Origin of the sequence: Pyxidicoccus trucidator (assembly GCF_010894435.1) — a bacterium.
In the GTDB taxonomy this organism is placed as follows: Bacteria; Myxococcota; Myxococcia; order Myxococcales; family Myxococcaceae; genus Myxococcus; species Myxococcus trucidator.
Genome location: NZ_JAAIXZ010000030.1, coordinates 80574 through 100326 on the forward strand (window position 1 = coordinate 80574; position 19753 = coordinate 100326).

Genomic DNA, 19753 nt, shown 5'->3' on the forward strand with positions numbered 1-19753 from the left:
CACACCATCATGGCTACAGACAACAACTGGAACGGGCTGGAGCTTGCGATCATCGGAATGGCGTGCCGCTTCCCCGGTGCCCGTGATGTCGAGGCGTACTGGAAGAACCTGAGGGAGGGCGTGGAGTCCATCAGCTTCCTCCAGGAGTCGGAGCTGGAGCCCTCCATCCTGGAGGACCCGGCGGCACGCAAGGACCCGGGCTATGTGCGCGCCGCGGCCGTCGTCGATGGCGCGGAGGACTTCGACGCGTCCTTCTTCGGCCTGCCGCCCCGGGAAGCCGAGATGATGGACCCGCAGCACCGCGTGTTCCTGGAGTGCGCGTGGTCGGCGCTGGAGGACGCGGGATATGACCCGGAGCGCTACCGCGAGCGCATCGGCGTCTATGCGGGCGCGCGCACCAACACGTACGTCTTCAACCTGTTCTCCAACCCCTCCACGCTGGGCAGCAGCGCGTTCGAGGTGGGGCTCGGCAACGACCTCGCCTTCCTCAGCACGCGGGTGTCGCACCTGATGAACCTGCGTGGGCCGGCGTACTCGCTGCACACCGCCTGCTCCACGGCGCTGGTGGCCGTCCACCTGGCCGGGCAGGCGTTGCTGGCGGGCGAGTGCCGAATCGCCCTGGCGGGAGGCGTGGCCATCCAGACGCCCCAGCGCACCGGCTACCTGCACCAGTACGGCGGCATCACCTCGCCGGATGGGCACTGCCGGGCCTTCGACGCGAAGGCGCAGGGCACCCTGTTCGGCAATGGCGCCGGCGTGGTGGTGCTCAAGCGGCTGGAGGACGCGCTGGCGGACGGCGACACCGTCCACGCCATCATCCGCGGCTCCGCCATCAACAACGACGGCTCGCAGAAGGCCAGCTTCGGCGCCCCCAGTCCCCAGGGGCAGGCGCGCGTCATCCGCGACGCGCTCTCCGCGGCGGACGTGGACGCGCGCAGCGTCACCTACGTGGAGGCCCACGGCACCGGCACGCAATTGGGTGACCCCATCGAGGTGCGGGCCCTCACCCGCGCGTTCCGCGCCAGCACCGACGAGGTGGGCTTCTGCGCACTCGGCTCGGTGAAGACGAACATCGGCCACCTCGACGCGGCCGCCGGCATCGCCAGCCTCATCAAGGCGGTGCTGTGCCTGAAGCACCGGGAGCTGCCGCCCACGCTGCACTTCGAGCAGCCCAACCCCCAGCTCGAGCTGCCCACCAGCCCCTTCTTCGTCAACACCACCCTGCGCCAGTGGGAGCCCGGGGCCTTCCCGCGCCGCGCGGGGGTGAGCGCGTTCGGCATCGGCGGCACCAACGCGCACATCATCCTGGAAGAAGCGCCCGCGCGGGGGCCCGGGGCCGAGGCCCGCCCGTGGCACCTGCTGCCGCTGTCCGCCAGGACGGACACCGCGCTGGACACGGCGGCGTCGGAGCTGGCGTCGTGGCTGGAGCGTCACCCCGAGCAGCCCTTCGCGGACGTGGCCTACACGCTCCAGGTGGGCCGGCAGCACTTCAACCACCGCCGCATGGCCGTGGTGAAGGACCGCGAGCAGGCTGTGCGCGTGCTGCGCGGCGAGGAGCCCGAGCGCATCGTCAATGCCATCCAGGAGTCGCGCGCCCGCCCGGTGGTCTTCCTCTTCCCCGGCGGTGGCACGCAGTACGCGGGCATGGGCGCGGGGCTGTACGCCACCGAGCCTGACTTCCGCGCCGAGGTGGACCGGGTGGCCGCGCTCTTCCAGCCGCACGTCGGCCTGGACCTGCGCACGCTGCTCCTCGCGGAGCCGGGGACGGACGCGCCGGAGCTGTCGCGCAACGCGGTGGCCCTGCCCTCCATCTTCCTCATGGAGTACGCGCTGGCGCGGCTGTGGATGGCCTGGGGCGTGGAGCCGGAGTCGATGATCGGCCACAGCCTGGGCGAGTACGCGGCGGCATGCCTCGCGGGCGTGCTGTCGCTGGAGGATGCAGTGGCGCTGGTGGCGCTGCGCGGCCGGCTGATGGACACGCTGGCTCCGGGGGCCATGCTGAGCGTCAGCCTGTCCGAGGCGGAGCTGCTCCCGCTGCTGGGCACCAGCCTGGACCTGGCGGCGGTGAACGCGCCCACGCAATGCGTGGCCTCCGGTCCGGTGGAGGCCGTGGAGGCCCTGGCCGCGACGCTGACCTCGCGCGGCGTGGAGCACCGGCGGCTGCACGTGGAGGCGGCGGCGCACTCGCGGATGCTGGACGCCCTGCTGCCCGCCTTCCGCGAGAAGGTGTCCACCCTGAAGTTGCACCCGCCGGAGCGGCCCTACGTGTCGAGCATGACGGGCCGCCAGGTCACCGCGGAGGAAGTCACCCGTCCCGAGTACTGGGTGAGCCACCTGCGCCAGCCGGTGCGCTTCCAGGACGGCCTGCGCGTGCTGCTGGCCGAGCCCGCGCGTGTGCTGCTGGAGGTGGGCCCCGGCCAGTCCCTCATCGCGCTGGCGCGGCTCCAGGGCGAGCCCCCCGGCTCACGCCCCCTGGTCGCCTCCACGCGCCACCCGAAGGACTCGCAGCCCGGTGAGGCCTTCCTCCAGGGCGCGCTGGGCCGACTGTGGCTGGCGGGCGTGGAGGTGGACTGGGCCGGTGTCCACGCGCACGCCGCGCGGTGCCGCGTGCCCCTGCCCACCTACCCGTTCGAGCGTGAGCGCTTCTGGGTGCCCCCCGGAGAGCGCTCGGCCGCGGAGGCGTCGGCGAAGGCGCCCCGGGGCAAGCTGCCGGACGTGGCGGACTGGTTCCACCTGCCGACGTGGCGGCGCACCCCGCCGCCCGCGCTCACTCCGGAGACGCTGTCCCAGCCTCGCGGCTGGGTGGTCTTCACCGACGATGGCCCGCTCGCAACGCGGCTGGTGGCCCTGCTGGAGGACGCGGGACAGGACGTCGTCACCGTGGCCGCGGGCACCTCGTTCTCGCGCGACGGTGAGCGGCGCTTCACGGCGGCGCCGGACCAGCCGGCGGACCACGCCGCGCTGATGAAGGCCCTGTCCGAGCGCACGCGGCGGCCGGAAGTCTTCGTCCACCTGTGGAGCCTCACGCCGCAGGGTGACGTCGGCTCGTCTCCGGAGCGCTTCCGGGCCGTGCAGTCGCGCGGCTACTACAGCGTGCTCGCCCTGGCGAAGGCACTGGCGGGCGCCGGCACCTCCGAGCCGGTGCGGCTGGAGGTCATCTCCAACCACGTGCATGACCCGGACGGAGTGGCCGAGGCCCTGCCCGAGAAGTCGACGATGCTGGGCATCTGCAAGGTGCTGCCCCAGGAGCAGCAGCACGTCACCGCGCGCTGCATGGACGTGGTGCTGCCCTCGGACGGAGGCGTGGACGCGCTGGCCTCGCGGCTGCTGGCCGAGCTGGCCACGCCCTCGCGGAACCAGCTGGTGGCGTACCGGGGTGCCCGTCGCTGGGTGCAGGACTTCACGCCGACGCGGCTTTCGGGAGACTCCGCTCCCACGCGTCCGCTGCGCGAACGGGGCGTGTACCTCATCACGGGCGGTCTGGGTGGCGTGGGCCTGCTGCTGGCCGAGCACCTCGCGGAGACGCGGAAGGCACGGCTCGTGTTGCTGGGCCGCTCGCCGCTGCCTCCTCGTGACGAGTGGGGCGCGTGGCTCGCGGAGCACCGCGAGGATGACCGCATCAGCCGGCTCATCCACCGGGTGCAGCGCATGGAGGCGCAGGGCGCCGAGGTGCTCATCCTCGGTGCGGACGTCGCGGACACCGGGCGCATGCGCGAGGTGCTGGCCCAGGTGGACGCACGCTTCGGCGCGCTGCACGGTGTCCTGCACTGCGCCGGCGTCACGCATGGCGACTCGCTCTACAACGCGCTCGGCGACCTGGGCACGCAGGCGTCCGAGACGCAGTTCCGTCCCAAGGTCCACGGCGCCTACGTATTGGAGGAGGTGCTGCGCGGACGCACGCTGGACTTCGTGCTGCTCTTCTCCTCGAACGCCGCGGTGCTGGGCGGTCTGGGCTACCTCGCCTATGCGTCCGCCAACCTGTTCCTGGACGCGTTCGCCGCGCACCGTGCCCGGCCGGGAGACGGTGGCACACGCTGGGTGAGCGCCTCGTGGGACGGCTGGCCCGAGGAGACGAAGCACTACGCCGGCTTCCGCACCAGCATGGACCAGTACGCGATGACGCGCGACGAGGGCGCGGACGCCGTGCGCCGGCTCGTCACGCTGGACCTGGACGGACCGGTGGTGGTGGCCACGGGTGACCTGGCCTACAGGCTGGCGGTGTGGATCCACCGCGACGCCCCGGTGAGCCGGCCCGGCGCGGGGAGCGCGGCGGCGCGGCAGGCGCGCAAGGGCCCGCACGTGCCTCCCGCCAACGAGGTGGAGCAGGCCATCGCGGGCATCTGGCAGGAGGTCCTCGGCCTCGAGGCCGTGGGCCGCCATGACAGCTTCTTCGACCTGGGCGGCCACTCGTTGCTGGCCACGCGCATCGTCGGGAGGCTGCGGTCGGCGTTCAAGGTGGACCTGCCTCTGGCGAAGCTGTTCGAGGCCTCCACCGTGGCGGGCCTCGCCCAGGCCGTCAGCGCCGCCCAGGCCGAGCAGGAAGAGGCGCTCTACCGGGAGCTGCTCGCGCAGGTGGTCGACATCCCCGAGGACCAGCTCGAGGCCGAGCTCGAGCGTGCCGGCGGCAACTGAGCGCGCCACCTTCGCTCCCGTGGCCGGGCTGCATGGCCCGGGCGCCAGCCCCTCCTTCACTGCCTCCGCCCCGGCCTCGCCGCGTGGCGGGGGTATGTCCCTCCCCCTTCTGGGTTTTCCGCCATGAGCGACATCTCCAAGCAGCTCAGCAAGCTCTCTCCCAAGCAGCGGGAGCTGTTCGAGGCGCTGCTGCGCCAGCGTCAGAAGCAGCAGGAGGCCGCCGCGCCTCCGGCCCTCCAGAAGCGGGCGGGTGAGGGGCCTCTGCCGGCGTCGTTCGCGCAGCAGCGGCTGTGGCTGTTGAACCAGCTTGAAGGGTGGCACTCCGCCTACAACATCTCGGTGGCCGTGCGGCTGGACGGCGCGCTGGAGCAGCGTGCACTGGAGCGGGGCCTGAAGGACCTGGTGCGCCGCCACGAGGCCCTGCGCACCTGCTTCCGGACCGGCGAGGACGGCCTGCCCCTGCAGGTCATCCAGCCCGAGGCCAAGCACCCGCTGCCCGTCGTCGACCTGAGCGGGCTGCCGGAGGCGCAGCGCGAGCCCGAGGCGCGGCGGCTGGCGACCGAGGAGGGCCAGCGCCCGTTCGACCTCGAGGCGGGGACGCTGTTCCGCACCACCCTGCTGCGCCTGGCCGCGGACCGGCACGTGCTGCTGATGTCGATGCACCACAGCATCTCCGACGGCTGGTCCACGGCCGTGCTCGCGCGGGAGATGGCCGTGCTCTACACGGCCCATGCCTCCGGGCGTACGCCGACGCTGCCGCCGCTGGAGGTGCAGTACTCCGACTACTCCCTCTGGCAGCGGGAGTGGCTGCAGGGCCCGGTGCTCCAGACGCAGCTCGACTACTGGCGCCGCCAGCTCACCGGGGCCCCTGCCCTGCTGGAGCTTCCCACCGACAGGCCGAGGCCCATCGAGCAGACGTTCCGGGGCGCCGCGGTGCGGGTGGAGATGGGCGCGAAGCTGTCGGAGGCGGTCCTCGCACTGGGCCAGCGTCACGGCGCCACGCCCTTCATGGTGCTGCTGGCCACCTGGCAGCTGCTGCTGTCGCGCTACTCCGGCCAGCAGGACGTCGCCGTCGGCTCACCCATCGCTGGCCGCACCCGGGCCGAGCTCGAAAGCCTCATCGGCTTCTTCGTCAACACCCTCGTGCTGCGCTCGCAGGTGTCGCCGGAGCTCACCTTCCTCGGGCTGCTGGCCCAGGTGAAGGCCACCACGCTCGCCGCCTATGAGCACCAGGACGTGCCCTTCGAGCGGCTCGTCGAGGAGCTGCGCCCCAAGCGCAGCCTCAGCTACTCGCCGCTGTTCCAGGTGATGTTCGTCCTGCAGAACACCCCGGGCACGGAGCAGAAGCTGCCGGGGCTCGCCGTGGAGGTGCTGCGACCGGAGGTCAAGACCACCCAGTTCGACCTCACGCTGGCCCTGGCCGAGTCCCCCGGAGGCTTCAGCGGCATCCTCACCTACAACACGGACCTGTTCGACGCCGCCACCGCCGAGCGCATGGTGGGGCACTACCTCACGCTGGTGCGCGAGGTGGTCCGCGCTCCGGACACCCGGGTGGGGGCGCTGCCCCTGCTGTCTCCGGAGGAGTCCCTCCGCATGCTGGAGACCGGGAGGGGCCCGCCAGTCCCCTCGCCGGAGGACTGGCGCCAGTGTCTCCACCTGCGCTTCGCCACCCAGGCGGAGCGCACGCCCGAAGCCACCGCGCTGGTCTGCGGTGAGCACCGGCTGTCGTACGCCCAGCTCGACGCGCGGGCCAACCGGCTGGCGTGGTACCTGCGTGGGCAGGGCGTGGGGCCCGAGGTGCGGGTGGGTGTCTGCGCGGAGCGCTCGCCGGAGCTGGTGGTGGCGCTGCTGGGCATCCTCAAGGCGGGGGGCGCGTATGTGCCGCTCGACCCGGGCTACCCGGCGGACCGGCTGGCGTTCATGCTGGAGGATGCCGGCCTCGCGCTGGTGCTGACGCAGCGCCCGCTGCTGGAGCGGCTGGGCACGCCGGGCGTGCGCGTGCTGTGCCTGGACTCCGAGGAGGCACCCGTCGAGTCACGGCCCTGGGACGCGGCGCCGGAGAGCGGCGTGCGCCCGGAGCACCTCGCCTACGTCATCTACACCTCCGGCTCCACCGGCAGGCCCAAGGGCGTGACGGTCACCCACGCCAACCTCGCGCACTCCACCTTCGCTCGCGTCGCTCACTACCCCGAGCCGATGGAGCGCTACCTCATGCTGTCGTCGTTCGCGTTCGACAGCTCGGTGGCCGGCATCTTCTGGGCGCTCACCCAGGGTGGCACGCTGGTGCTCCCCCAGGAGGGAGCGCAGCAGGAGCCCCGGCGGGTCGCCCAGGTGTTGGCGCGGGAACGGGCCACACACCTGCTGTGCGCGCCCGGGATGTACCAGCTCCTGCTCGCCGAGCACGCCGTGTCGCGCGCGCTGGACTCGCTCGAGGTGGCCATCGTCGCGGGCGAGGCCTGCCCCCGTGAGCTGGTGCGGCAACACCATGCGCTGCTGCCGGCCACCCTCTACAACGAGTACGGCCCCACGGAGGCCAGCGTGTGGTGCACGGTGCACCGCTGCTCCGCGGAGGACTCCCGGCCGCTGGTCCCCATCGGGCGCCCCATCCCCAACACCGCGGTGTACCTGCTCGACGAGTCGCTCCAGCCGGTACCGACGGGGGTGCCGGGCGAGCTCTACGTCGGCGGCGCCGGGGTGGCGCGTGGCTATCTGGGCCGTCCGGAGCTGACCGCCGAGCGCTTCCTCACAGACCCGTTCAGTCCCGTGCCGGACGCGCGCATGTACCGCACCGGGGACCTCGTGCGCTTCCTGTCCGACGGCAGCCTGGAGTTCCTGGGCCGCGTGGACCAGCAGGTCAAGGTGCGTGGCTTCCGCATCGAGCTGGGCGAAATCGAAGCCGTGCTGCGCCAGCACGCGACCGTGGAAGGAGCGGTAGTGCTGGCGCGCCAGTACGCCGCGGATGACACGCGCCTGGTGGCCTGGCTGGTTCCCGTGAAGGGCCAGGCCCCGCAGGTGGAGTCCCTGCGGCGCCACCTGCGCGAGCGCTTGCCGGACTTCATGGTGCCCTCCGCCTTTCTGCTGCTGGAGTCCTTCCCGCTGTCGCCCAACGGCAAGGTGGACCGCAAGGCCCTGCTCGCGCGGGACGTCGCGCCCCAGGGTGAAGCACGCGACTACGAGGCGCCGCGCACCCCCACCGAGGAGCGGATTGCCTCGCTCTGGGCACAGGTGCTCCAGGTGGAGAAGGTGGGCCGGCAGGACGACTTCTTCGCGCTGGGCGGCCACTCGCTGCTGGCCACGAGGGTCGCCTCCCGCCTCCGCGCCGACCTCGGCGTGGAAGTGCCCCTGCGCGCGCTCTTCGAGGCGCCCACCGTGGCCGCGCTCGCCGCCCGCCTCGACGCCGGCCTTCGCGAGTCGCCGCGGCAGCCCCCGCTGCGGCCCGTGCCGCGCGAGGGAGCGCTGCCGCTGTCCTTCGCCCAGCAGCGTCTGTGGGTGGTGGAGCAGCTGACGCCCGGCAGCGCCACGTACAACAACCCCGCCGCGCTGCGCATCGACGGCGCGCTCGACGTGCGCGCGCTGGAGCAGGGCCTGCGGACGGTGGTGCACCGGCATGAAGCGCTGCGGACGACCTTCCACGAGGAGGGCGAGGTCTCCGTCCAGCGCATCCACCCGCACGCGACGCTGGAGCTGCCGCTCACCGATTTGTCCCCGCTGCCGGAGGCCGAGCGCGAGGCCACGGCGCGGCGGCTGGCGGTGGAGGAGGCCCACCGCCCGTTCGACCTGGGGCGCGGCCCCCTGTTCCGCACGCACCTGCTGCGCCTGGCCCCGGAGCGCCACGTCCTGCTGGTGACGATGCACCACATCGTGTCGGACGGCTGGTCCATTGGCGTACTGGTGCGCGAGGTGGCAGCGGGCTACGAGGCCGCGACGCGAGGCCAGGACGCCGAGCTGCCCCCCCTGCCGGTGCAGTACGCCGACTTCGCCGCCTGGCAGCGCGAGTGGATGCAGGGCCCGGTACTGGACGCCCGGCTGGACTACTGGCGTGAGCAGCTCGCCGGGGCGCCCGCCGCCCTGGAGCTGCCCACGGACCGGCCGCGCCCCGCGGTGCAGACGTACAGGGGCGCGTACCTCCCCGTGCGCTTCCCGGCAGACCTGTCCCGGGCGGTGGCGGACCTGGCGCGCCGTCACGGCGCCACGCCCTTCATGGTGCTGCTGGCCACCTGGCAGCTGCTGCTGTCGCGCTACTCCGGCCAGCAGGATGTCGCCGTCGGCTCCCCCATCGCGGGCCGCACCCGCGCCGAGCTCGAAGGCCTCATCGGCTTCTTCGTCAACACCCTCGTCTTCCGCGCCCGCCTGTCGCCGGAGCTCTCCTTCCGCGAGCTGCTGGGCCAGGTGAAGGCAGCGGCCCTGGGAGCCGCCGAGCACCAGGACGTGCCCTTCGAGAAGCTGGTGGAGGTGCTGCAGCCGCCCAGGGACCCGGGTCGCTCGCCCCTCTTCCAGGTCACCTTCACCCTGCAGAACACGCCGCCCGTGCGCCTGGAGCTGCCCGGGCTGTCGCTGCGCGTGCTGGAGACGGAGCTGGAGACCGTCAAGTTCGACCTGAGCCTCCTGCTGGAGGACTCCCCGGAGGGGCTCGGCGGCGCGCTCAACTACAACACGGACCTGTTCGACGCCTCCACCGCCGAGCGCATGGTGGGGCACTACCGCACGCTGCTGGAGGCCCTCGTCGCGGGCGAGGACCGGCGCCTGGGTGCGCTGCCCCTGCTCACCGCCAGCGAGCGCGAGCAACTGCTGGTCCACTGGAACGCGACGTCCGCGGAGTTCCCGCGCGACACGCCCCTGCACGCCCTCTTCTCCGAGCAGGCCGCGCGCACTCCGGACGCGGTGGCGCTGGTCCTCGGTGGGGAGCAGCTGACCTACGGCGAGCTGGAGCGGCGCTCCAACCAGCTCGCGCACCACCTGCGCGCCTACGGCGTCAAGCCGGGCACCCGCGTGGGCCTGTGCCTGGAGCGCTCGCTGGACCTGGTGGTGGGGCTGCTCGGCATCCTCAAGGCGGGGGGTGGCTACGTGCCCATCGACCACCACTACCCGGCCGAGCGAATCTCCCTGCTGCTCCAGGACGCGGGCGTCGGCGTCATCGTCACGAGGGAGGCGCTGGCGGACACGCTACCCGCCGCCGGCCTGTTCGTGTGCCTGGACTCGGACGCGGACCTCATCGCCGGCCTGCCGGATGGCGCGCCTCCTGCCGGGGCCGTGGGCGGTGACGACCTGGCGTACGTCATGTTCACCTCCGGCAGCACCGGCCGGCCCAAGGGCGTGTGCATCCCCCACCGGGCCGTGGCGCGACTGGTGCTCGCCAATCCCTTCATCCACTTCGGGCCCGAGGAGGTCTTCCTCCAGCTGGCCCCGGTGGCCTTCGACGCGTCCACGCTGGAGCTCTGGGGCGCGCTGCTGCACGGCGCGCGGCTGGTGCTGGCCCCGCCGCATACGCCTTCGCTGGAGGAACTGGGCGCGCTGCTCACCGGCCAGGGCATCACCACGCTGTGGCTGACGGCGGCCCTCTTCGAGCAGCTGGTGCTGCACCAGGGAGAGGCCCTGGCCCGGGTGCGCCAGGTGCTCGCGGGCGGCGACGTGCTGCCGGCACTGCGCGTGCGCCAGCACCTCGAACGCATCCCCGAGGGCGCCGTGCTCGTCAACGGCTACGGCCCCACGGAGAACACCACCTTCTCCGCCACCCACACCCTGCGCGCCGGGGCGAAGGCAGGCACGTCCGTGCCCATTGGCCGTCCGCTGGGCCACTCCACGGCCTACGTGCTGGACCCGCACGGGCATCCGGTCCCCGTGGGCGTTCCCGGAGAGCTGTATGTCGGCGGACACGGCCTGGCGTGGGGCTATCTCAACCGGCCGGAGCTGACGGCCGAGAAGTTCGCCCCCCACCCCTTCGCCACCGCGCCCGGAGAGCGGCTCTACCGCACGGGCGACCGGGTGCGCTGGCGCAACGACGGCACGCTGGAGTTCCTGGGCCGCACCGACTTCCAGGTGAAGGTGCGTGGCTTCCGCATCGAGCCAGGCGAAGTCGAGTCCGTGCTCCGGCAGGCGCCGTACGTGCAGGAGGCCGTGGTGCTGGCGCGCGAGGACGCGCCGGGTGACAAGCGACTGGTGGCCTACGTCGTGGGCACGGACGGCCCGGAGTCCGTGGAGCCCCGGACCCTGCGCGAGCACCTGCTGCGCAAGCTGCCCGAGTACATGGTGCCTGCGGTCTTCGTCCCCATGGAGGCCCTGCCGCTGTCGCCCAATGGCAAGGTGGACCGCAAGGCCCTGCCCGCGCCGGACGCGGAGCGGGCACGGACGGACGCGCCCTTCGAGGCGCCGCGAGACGCCGCCGAGCAGGCCCTGGCCGCCGTCTGGTCCGAGGTGCTGGGCGTCCGTCAGGTCGGTATCGACGACAGCTTCTTCGAGCTGGGCGGTGACTCCATCCGCAGCATCCAGGTGGTCGCGAAGCTGCGGGAGCGCGGCCTGGAGCTGCCCATTCTGCAGCTGCTCCAGCACCCCACCATCCGCCAGCTCTCCGGCGCGGTGAAGGCCACGAGCGGCGCCGCCGCTCCCGCGAGCGACGTCGCGCCCTTCAGCCTCGTGTCGGAGGCGGACCGCCAGCGCCTGCCCGGGGATGTGGAGGACGCCTACCCGCTGACCACGCTCCAGTCCGGCATGCTCTTCGAGAGCGCACTGGACCCCTCGGCCGGCATCTACCACGACATGTTCAGCTTCCACCTGGAGGTGGAGCTGCGTGAGCCCCCGCTGCGCCAGGCCCTCCAGGAGCTGCTCGCGCGTCACACCATCCTGCGCACCTCGTTCCACCTGGACGGCTACGAAGAGCCGCTTCAGCTCGTCCACCGGCAGGTCTCTCCGCCGCTGCGCCTCGAGGACCTCCGGCACCTGGAAGCGGCCCGTCAGGGCGTCTTCCTGCGCGACCAGGCGGAGGCCGAGCGCCGCCAGCCCTTCGACTGGAGCCGGGCGCCCCTCCTTCGCCTCGTCCTGCACCGGCGCACCGACACCACCGTCCAGCTCACCGTCATCTTCCACCACGCCATCCTGGATGGATGGAGCGCCGCGTCCCTGCTCTCGGAGCTGTTCGGCCGCTACCTCGCCCTGCTGGAAGGGAGCGCCACCCCCGCCGCCCCGCCCCCGGCCGCCACCTACCGGCAGTTCGTGGCGCTGGAGCGCGAGGCCCTCACCTCCGCCCAGAGCGAGCGCTTCTGGCTGGAGCGCATGGAAGGAGCGGAGACGGCCCGCGCCCGCCCCCACCGGGCCGAGGGCGAGGAGCGCGTGTTGCACCGACACACGGTGAACCTCTCCCAGTCCCTTCAGGAAGCGCTGCACCGGGTGGCCCACGACACCGGAGTGGCCCTGAAGACAGTGCTGCTGGCCGCGCACCTGCGCGTCCTCGGCTTCCTCGAAGGCACCCCGGCCGCCGTCACCGGCATCGTCACCAACGGCCGTCCGGAGGTCCTCGACGGTGAGCGGATGATGGGCCTGTTCCTCAACAGCGTGCCCTTCCCGGTGGCGCTCGGCGGAGGGACGTGGGTGGAGCTGATCCGCGAGGTGGCGAAGCGTGAGCAGGAGCTGCTGCCCCACCGCCGCTACCCCATGGCACGGCTCCAGCAGAAGCTGGGCGGGCAGCCCCTGTTCCACACGCTCTTCAACTTCGTCCACTTCCACATCGCCGGAGGGCTGTCCCGGCAGAAGGGCCTGCGCTTCCTGGACGACATGCTGGGCGCCGCGTGGATGGAGCTGGCCCAGGGTGTCACCTTCACCCAGGACCCGGACACCGCGTCCCTGTCGCTCTCCATCTCCAGCACCGGCACGCGGCAGGAGGCGGAGCGGACGCAGGTCGTGGGGCAGTACTACCTGCGCGCGCTGGAAGCCCTGGCTTCCCATCCGCACGGCCGCTACGAGCAGGCCGCGCTGATGCCGGAGCCGGAGCGCCGCACGCTGCTGGAGGCCTGGAACGACACGCGCCTCGACGTGGAATGGGAGGGCTGCTGGCACGAGCGCGTCGAGCGCCGTGCGGTCCTCACTCCGGACCGACTGGCCGTGCTCGACGACGAGCGCGCGCTCACCTTCTCCGAGCTCAACCGCCGCGCCAACCAGCTCGCCTGGACGCTGCGTGCCCGGGGCGTGGGGCCCGAGTCCCGCGTGGGCCTGTGCATGGAGCGCTCGGTGGACATGGTCGTGGCGCTCCTCGCCATCCTCAAGGCGGGCGGGGCCTACGTCCCCATGGACCCGACCTATCCCGCCGAGCGCCTGAGCTACATGGTGCGGGACTCTCGCGCCGGGTGGGTGCTCACCGAGCAGCGGCTGGCGGACCTGTTCGCCGGGCTGGAGGTGGAGGTGCTCTCCCTGGACACCGCGGAGCCCGACCATGGCCGGCAGCCCGAGTCCAACCCTCCGCCGCTCAGCGCCCCCCAGCACCTCGCGTACGTCATCTACACCTCCGGCAGCACCGGCAGGCCCAAGGGCGTCATGGTGCAGCACGCCTCGGTGATGAACCTGCGGGCGGCGCTGGCGGCCACCGTCTACGCGGGCGTGCACGGCCCCCTGCGCGTCAGCGTCAACGCACCGCTGGCCTTCGACGCTTCGGTCAAGCAGCTCATCCAACTGGCCGACGGGCACACCCTGTGCCTGGTGCCGCGGGCCGCGCGCGAGGACACGCGCCTGCTGCTGTCCTGGCTGGAGCGGCATGAGGTGGAGGTGCTGGACTGCTCCCCGTCGCACCTGCGCCTGCTCATGGAAGAGGGGTTGGGCGCACACCGCTCCCTGCGCGTGCTGGTGGGTGGCGAGGCGGTGGATGAGGCGCTCTGGGCCCGGCTCTCCACGCATCCGCATATCGAGTGCTTCAACGTCTACGGCCCCACGGAATGCACCGTGGACGCCACCGTCCGCGACGTGCGCGGAGCCGGGAAGCGCCCCACCCTGGGCGGTCCGCTGGCCAACGTGCGGACCTACGTGCTGGATGCGCACCTGAATCCGGCGCCCGTGGGCGTGCCCGGTGAGCTCTACATCGGCGGAGCGGGCGTGGCGCGTGGCTACCTGGGCCGGCCGGAGCTCACCGCCGAGCGCTTCGTGCCCAATCCCTTCAGCAGGGCGCCTGGCGCGCGGCTCTACCGCACGGGAGACCGGGCGCGCTGGCTGCCCGACGGGGAAATCGAGTACCTGGGCCGCATCGACCACCAGGTGAAGCTGCGCGGCTTCCGCATCGAGCTCGGGGAGATCGAATCCGCGCTGCGCCAGGCTCCTGCGGTGCGGGACACGCTGGTGCTGGTGCGCGAGGATGTGCCGGGGCTCCAGCGCCTGGTGGCCTACGTGGTGCACGCAGCGGGCGAGCCGCCCGACGTCACCGCGCTCCGCGCCTGGCTCCAGAAGTCGCTGCCGGAGTACATGGTGCCCTCGGCCTTCGTCTTGCTTGAGTCGATGCCGCTGACGTCGAACGGCAAGGTGGACCGCAAAGCCCTGCCCGTGCCGGACGGTGCGCGGAATGGCCTCGCCCACGTGGCGCCGCGCACGGCGCTGGAGGAGCGCCTGGCCGGTATCTTCGCCCACGTGCTCCGGCTGGAGCGGGTCGGCGTCCACGACGACTTCTTCACCCTGGGAGGCCACTCGTTGCTGGCCACTCAGCTCGTCTCACGAGTGCGGCGGGACCTGGGCACCGAGCTGCCCCTGCGAGCGCTCTTCGAGGCGCCCACGGTGGCCGCGCTCGCCGCCCGGCTCGGTGCCGGACGCCGGGAGAACGGTGAGCAGCCGCCGCTGCGGCCCGTGCCGCGCGACGGAGCGCTGCCGCTGTCCTTCGCGCAGCAGCGTCTGTGGTTCATCGACAGGCTCGAGCCGGGCAGCACCGCGTACAACATTCCGGCTGCGGTGATGCTCGAGGGTGAGCTGGACGCCTCGCTGCTACGGCAGGCGCTGGAGGCGCTCGTGCTCCGCCACGAGGCGCTGCGCACCACATTCGGCCTCCAGGGCGACGAGCCCGTCCAGGTCATCCATCCGCGCCTCGACGTCCCACTGCCGCTCGTTGACCTGAGCGCGGTGGAGGACTCTGCGCGCGAGGCGGAGCTCCGGCAGCGCATCACCCAGGAGGTCCAGCGCCCGCTCGAGCTGGAGCACGGGCCCCTGCTGCGCGCCCTGCTGCTGCGGCTGTCGCCCGGGCGGCACGTGCTGGTGCTCACCCTGCATCACGCCATCTCCGACGGCTGGTCCACGGGCGTGTTGGTGCGGGAGGTGGGGGCGCTCTACCAGTCGCTGACCTCGGGCCAGCCCTCCGCCCTGCCGGCCCTGCCCGTGCAGTACGCCGACTATGCCGCCTGGCAGCGCGCCTGGCTGCGAGGGCTCGTGCTGCAGACCCAGCTCGACTACTGGCGCCAGCAGCTCTCCGGCGCCCCGGCCCTGCTGGAGCTGCGCACCGACAGGCCTAGGCCCTCCGTGCAGTCCTTCCGCGGCGCCGCGGTGCCCCTGCGCCTGCCCGCGCAGCTCGCCTCACGGCTCAACGCACTGGCGCGCCAGCACGGTGCCACGCCCTTCATGCTGCTCCTGGCCGCCTGGCAGTTGCTGCTGTCGCGCTACTCCGGCCAGCAGGACGTCGTCGTCGGCTCGCCCATCGCCGGCCGCACCCGGGCCGAGCTGGAAGGCCTCATCGGCTTCTTCGTCAACACCCTCGTGCTGCGCTCGCACGTGTCACCGGAGCTCACTTTCGAGGAGCTGCTGGCCCGGGTGAAGGCCACCACCCTGGGCGCCTACGAGCACCAGGACGTGCCCTTCGAGAAGCTGGTGGAAGAACTGCGCCCGGAGCGCAGCCTCAGCTACTCGCCGCTGTTCCAGGTGATGTTCGTCTTGCAAAACGCGCCCGCCGAGCCGCTGCGGTTGCCCGGTGTCTCGCTGCGTCCGCTGGAGCTTGAAGGCACCGGGGCCCGGTTCGACCTGAGCCTCGCGCTGGCCGAGGACGCCGATGGCTTCTCCGGACGCCTCGAGTACAACACCGACCTGTTCGACGCCGGTACGGCGGCGCGCATGGCCGAGCACTTCGGCGTGTTGCTGGAGACCCTCGCCAGCGAGCCGGGGCGCCCCATCGCCACGCTGTCCCTGCTTCGCGCCGAGGAACGCCACCGGCTGCTGGTGGAGTGGAACGACACGCGCACCTCGCTGCGCCGCTGCATCATTCCCCAGCGCATCTCCGAGCAGGTGGCCCGCACGCCTGGGGCCACCGCCCTCGTCCGCGGTGAGGAGCGCCTCACCTACCGGCAGCTCGACACACGCGCCAACCAACTGGCCCACCACCTCCAGTCTCTCGGTGTTGGCCCCGAGGTGCGCGTCGCTGTCTGCATGGAGCGCTCCGCCGAGCTGCTCGTCTCCCTGCTGGCCATCCTCAAGGCCGGCGGCGCCTACGTCCCGCTGGACCCGGACTATCCACGGCAGCGGCTCGACTCCACGCTCCTCGACTCCGGGGCCCGACTGCTTCTCTCCCACCGGCCCCTGCTCGACTCCCTCCAGCTCGCCACCGGCGACGCTCGCGTCGTCTGTCTCGACGCCCTGCCCGGGTCCTTCTCCTCACTCCCCTCTTCCCCGCCTGGCTGCGCGGCCGTCGAGGAGCACCTCGCCTACGTCATCTACACGTCCGGCAGCACCGGCCGGCCCAAGGGCGTGGCCATCTCCCATGCCAGCGCCACCACCTTCCTCGACTGGGCCACGCGCACCTTCTCGCCCGAGCAGCTCGCCGGCACGCTGGCGGCCACCTCCATCTGCTTCGACCTCTCCATCTTCGAGCTGTTCGCACCGCTCACCTGCGGTGGCACCGTCATCCTGGCGGACAACGCGCTGCACCTGGCCTCGCTGCCCGCCGCAGGTGAGGTGACGCTCATCAACACCGTGCCCTCCGCCATCGCGGAGCTGCTGCGCCTGGGCGCCATTCCGCCCTCCGCTCGGACCATCAACCTCGCCGGCGAAGCCCTGCCGGGCGCGCTGGTGCGGGGCCTGTACGCCACGGGCACCGTCCAGCACGTCTTCAACCTCTACGGCCCCACCGAGGACACCACCTACTCCACCTTCACCCGAGTCCCCCAAGGCCCGGGCGAGCCCACCATCGGCGTGCCCCTGCCGCAGACGAGCGCCTATGTGCTCAGCCCGGGGTTGGAGCTGCAGCCCATCGGCGTGCCCGGTGAGCTGTACCTGGCCGGCGCCGGACTGGCACGCGGCTACCTGGGCCGGCCGGACCTCACCGCCGAGCGCTTCGTCCCGGACGCCTTCAGCACCACCCCGGGCGCCCGCATGTACCGCACCGGTGACCTGGCGCGCCGCCGCGCCGACGGGCAGCTGGAATACCTGGGCCGCATCGACCACCAGGTGAAGGTCCGCGGCTTCCGCATCGAGCTGGGTGAGCTGGAGGCCGCGCTGCGCCTGCACCCGGCGGTGCGGGACGCGGTGGTACTGGCACGCCAGTACGCCGAGGGCGACAAGCGGCTGGTGGCCTACGTGGTGCCGAAGGAGGGCCAGTCGCTGGAGGCCGAGGAACCGCGGCGCCACCTGCAACAGCGCCTCCCGGCCTTCATGGTGCCATCGGCCATCATGACGCTCGCGGCCTTCCCCCTGACCCCGAACGGCAAGGTGGACCGCAAGGCCCTGCCAGCTCCGGAGGGCTCTGTCTCGCGGCGAGCACACGTCGCGCCCCGGGACGCGTACGAGCTGGAGCTGGCGCGCATCTTCGAGGAGCTGTTGGGGACCTCCACCATCGGAGCCCAGAGCGACTTCTTCGAGCTGGGCGGCCACTCGCTGCTCGCGATCCGCCTCGTGTCCACGCTGCGCGAGCGGACGGGACGTACGCTGCCCGTCTCCGCGATCTTCCAGGCGTCCACCGTCGAGGGGCTCGCGGCCCTGCTACGGCAGGCGCCCACGCCGTGGACTCCGCTGGTCCCGCTCCAGCGCGGAGGCTCACGAGTCCCCTTCTTCTGCGTCCACCCGGTGGGCGGCACCGTCTTCTGCTACACCGAGCTGGCGCGGCGACTCGGCCCCGAGCAGCCCTTCTACGGACTCCAGGCGCGAGGCATCGATGGCGCGCTGCCGCCGCGTGAGTCCCTGGAGGCCATGGCCGTCAGCTACGTGGACGCGATTCGCGAGGTCCAGCCTCACGGTCCCTACCGGCTGGGAGGCTGGTCCCTGGGCGCAGTCATCGCATTCGAGATGGCCCGCCTCCTGCGCCAGCGGGGAGAGACGGTGGACGTGCTTGCCCTCATCGAGCCCAGTCCCACCTCCCTGGCGGGAAGCCAGGTGGCAGGCAATGAAGTGGCCGCGGCGGCCCTGTTCGCCCTGGATCTGGCGCGCACGGCCGGCATCTCGCCCTCCGCGCCCTTGGAGCTCCCCGAGGGCGACTCGAAGGGGCTGCTGGAGCGGCTGCTCCAGCAGGGCCGGGAGGCGGGCATCCTCATTCCGGATGCAGGCCTGGAGCAGCTTCACGCCCTGCTGCGCGTCTTCACCGCCAACTACCGTGCGCTCCAGCGGCACACGCCAGGCACCTTCCCGGGCGCCCTCACCGTGCTGCGCGGCCGAGACACGAAGCTTCCGCCCCCGGAGGCGGAAGACCGGGGCTGGGGAGGCCACGCCGCCGAGGTGGAGCTGCGCGAGATTCCCGGCGACCACTACACCGTCCTGCGGGCTCCGGGGGTTGACGCGCTCGCACGCACGCTGGCCGAACTCCTGGAGCGCGCCAACACATGAGCTTCGCCATGACTCCCGTGACTGCTTCGCGCGCCGCGCAGCCCTTCCTGCCGAACTGGGTGCTGGTGCTGCTCTTCATCACTTTCGTCGGGCTCACGTTCGCCGTGAAGTCGCTCGTCTTCCCGGACCGATACCGGGACGTCGACGTCGCGTCGTATTGGGCGGCGGCCCGGACGGCCTTCCTCGACGAGGTCTCGCCCTACGGAGCCGAGGCGCCCCGGCTCGCGCAACAACGCTGGATGCCCGACCGCCTGGAGGTGCCGCCGTTCCTCTACACACCGGTCGCGCTGCTGGCCTTCGGGCCGCTGCAGTGGATGGAGCCATTCACCGCCGCGCGGGCGCTGTTCGGGCTGAACCTGCTGGCGGCCGTGGTGATGATGACCTTCCTGGTGCGCACGCTCGGCCTGGGCAGCTCGCGCCGCGTCGCCTGGGCCAGCGCCCTCTACACTCTCCTCTTCCCCCCCCTGTACGAGTCCATCGGCGCCGGGCAGATCAACCTGCTGCTGATGCTGCTGGTCTTCGGCGTGTGGCACGTATACGGAAGCAGGCGCTCCACGGTGGCCGGAGGTCTGGCGGCCGCCTCGGTGGTCTTTCTCAAGCTACACCTCGGCCTGTTGCTGCTGCCGGTGCTGCTGCGCCAGCGCGTGTCATTGCTCCTGACATTCATCGCATCGCTCGTCCTGGGCTCGGGGCTGGCCGCGGCGGTGTTCCCCTTCAACGCCTGGGGGAGCTGGCTCGAGCACGTCGTGCGGGCCAGCTCGCTCGTCAAGCTTCCCGAGGGACTGCCGAGCGTCGCCATGATGACGAACCTGAGCATCCCAGCGATGACGGCGCGCTTCCTGGTCCCGAGCCGCCACCGTCCCTTCCTGGACGCGCCCGCCTGGATATCCTCCGCGGTGCCCGCCCTGCTGTGCGGTCTTGTCCTGGTGTGGACGGCATGGGTGCTGTGGCGCTCCAGCCGCATGCCACATACGCCCGAGCGCGCCAATGCGGAGGTCTGCCTCGCGCTCGCCGCGGCCTTCGAACTCTCCCCGCTCTCCTGGACCCACCACCTCGTTTTCGTCTTGCCGACGATGCTCCTGCTGCTACGACACGTCGTCCTGGAGCCGGGGCGCCCTCCCCTGACCCGGGGTGTTCTCGCGGCGTCGATGCTCATCCTGGTTCCGCACCCCTACCTCTTCGGAAAGGCGAATGCCCTCGTCCTGGTGGCGATGGCCACCCTGCAATCCCTCGCGGCCCTCGCCATGTGGGGCGCCATCAGCGTCTGGGTGCTGCAACTGGCTCGGGAGCCGTCCCCGGACATTCGGAAGGACGGCGCCTCCGAAGCCCTCGTGAACGTCACGCCCGCGCCGTCGGGACGCTGAAG

Annotated in this window: 3 protein-coding genes; all 3 read left to right on the plus strand. The window is 72.2% G+C overall.

Going from position 1 to position 19753, the window contains the following annotated elements:
- Nucleotides 1-9 precede the first annotated feature (9 nt).
- On the plus strand, nucleotides 10-4632 hold the full coding sequence (locus G4D85_RS46105; protein ID WP_164021071.1) for a type I polyketide synthase: 4623 nt from the start codon (nucleotides 10-12) through the stop codon (nucleotides 4630-4632).
- A 123-nt stretch (nucleotides 4633-4755) separates the two neighbouring features.
- Nucleotides 4756-18387, plus strand: coding sequence for an amino acid adenylation domain-containing protein (locus tag G4D85_RS46110; RefSeq protein ID WP_164021073.1), 13632 nt, complete (start codon nucleotides 4756-4758; stop codon nucleotides 18385-18387).
- The gene (locus G4D85_RS46115) at nucleotides 18384-19751 is read left to right on the plus strand and encodes a glycosyltransferase family 87 protein (protein ID WP_164021075.1); all 1368 of its coding nucleotides are present in this window, start codon (nucleotides 18384-18386) and stop codon (nucleotides 19749-19751) included. Before G4D85_RS46110 ends, G4D85_RS46115 begins: the two co-directional genes overlap by 4 nt.
- The last annotated feature ends 2 nt before the right edge of the window (nucleotides 19752-19753 follow it).

Bases quoted from the DNA above. Each gene is read 5' to 3' on its own strand.
- G4D85_RS46115 (WP_164021075.1), top strand. From the start codon at position 18,384: ATGAGCTTCGCCATGACTCCCGTGACTGCTTCGCGCGCCGCGCAGCCC.
- G4D85_RS46105 (WP_164021071.1), top strand. From the start codon at position 10: ATGGCTACAGACAACAACTGGAACGGGCTGGAGCTTGCGATCATCGGA.
- G4D85_RS46110 (WP_164021073.1), top strand. From the start codon at position 4,756: ATGAGCGACATCTCCAAGCAGCTCAGCAAGCTCTCTCCCAAGCAGCGG.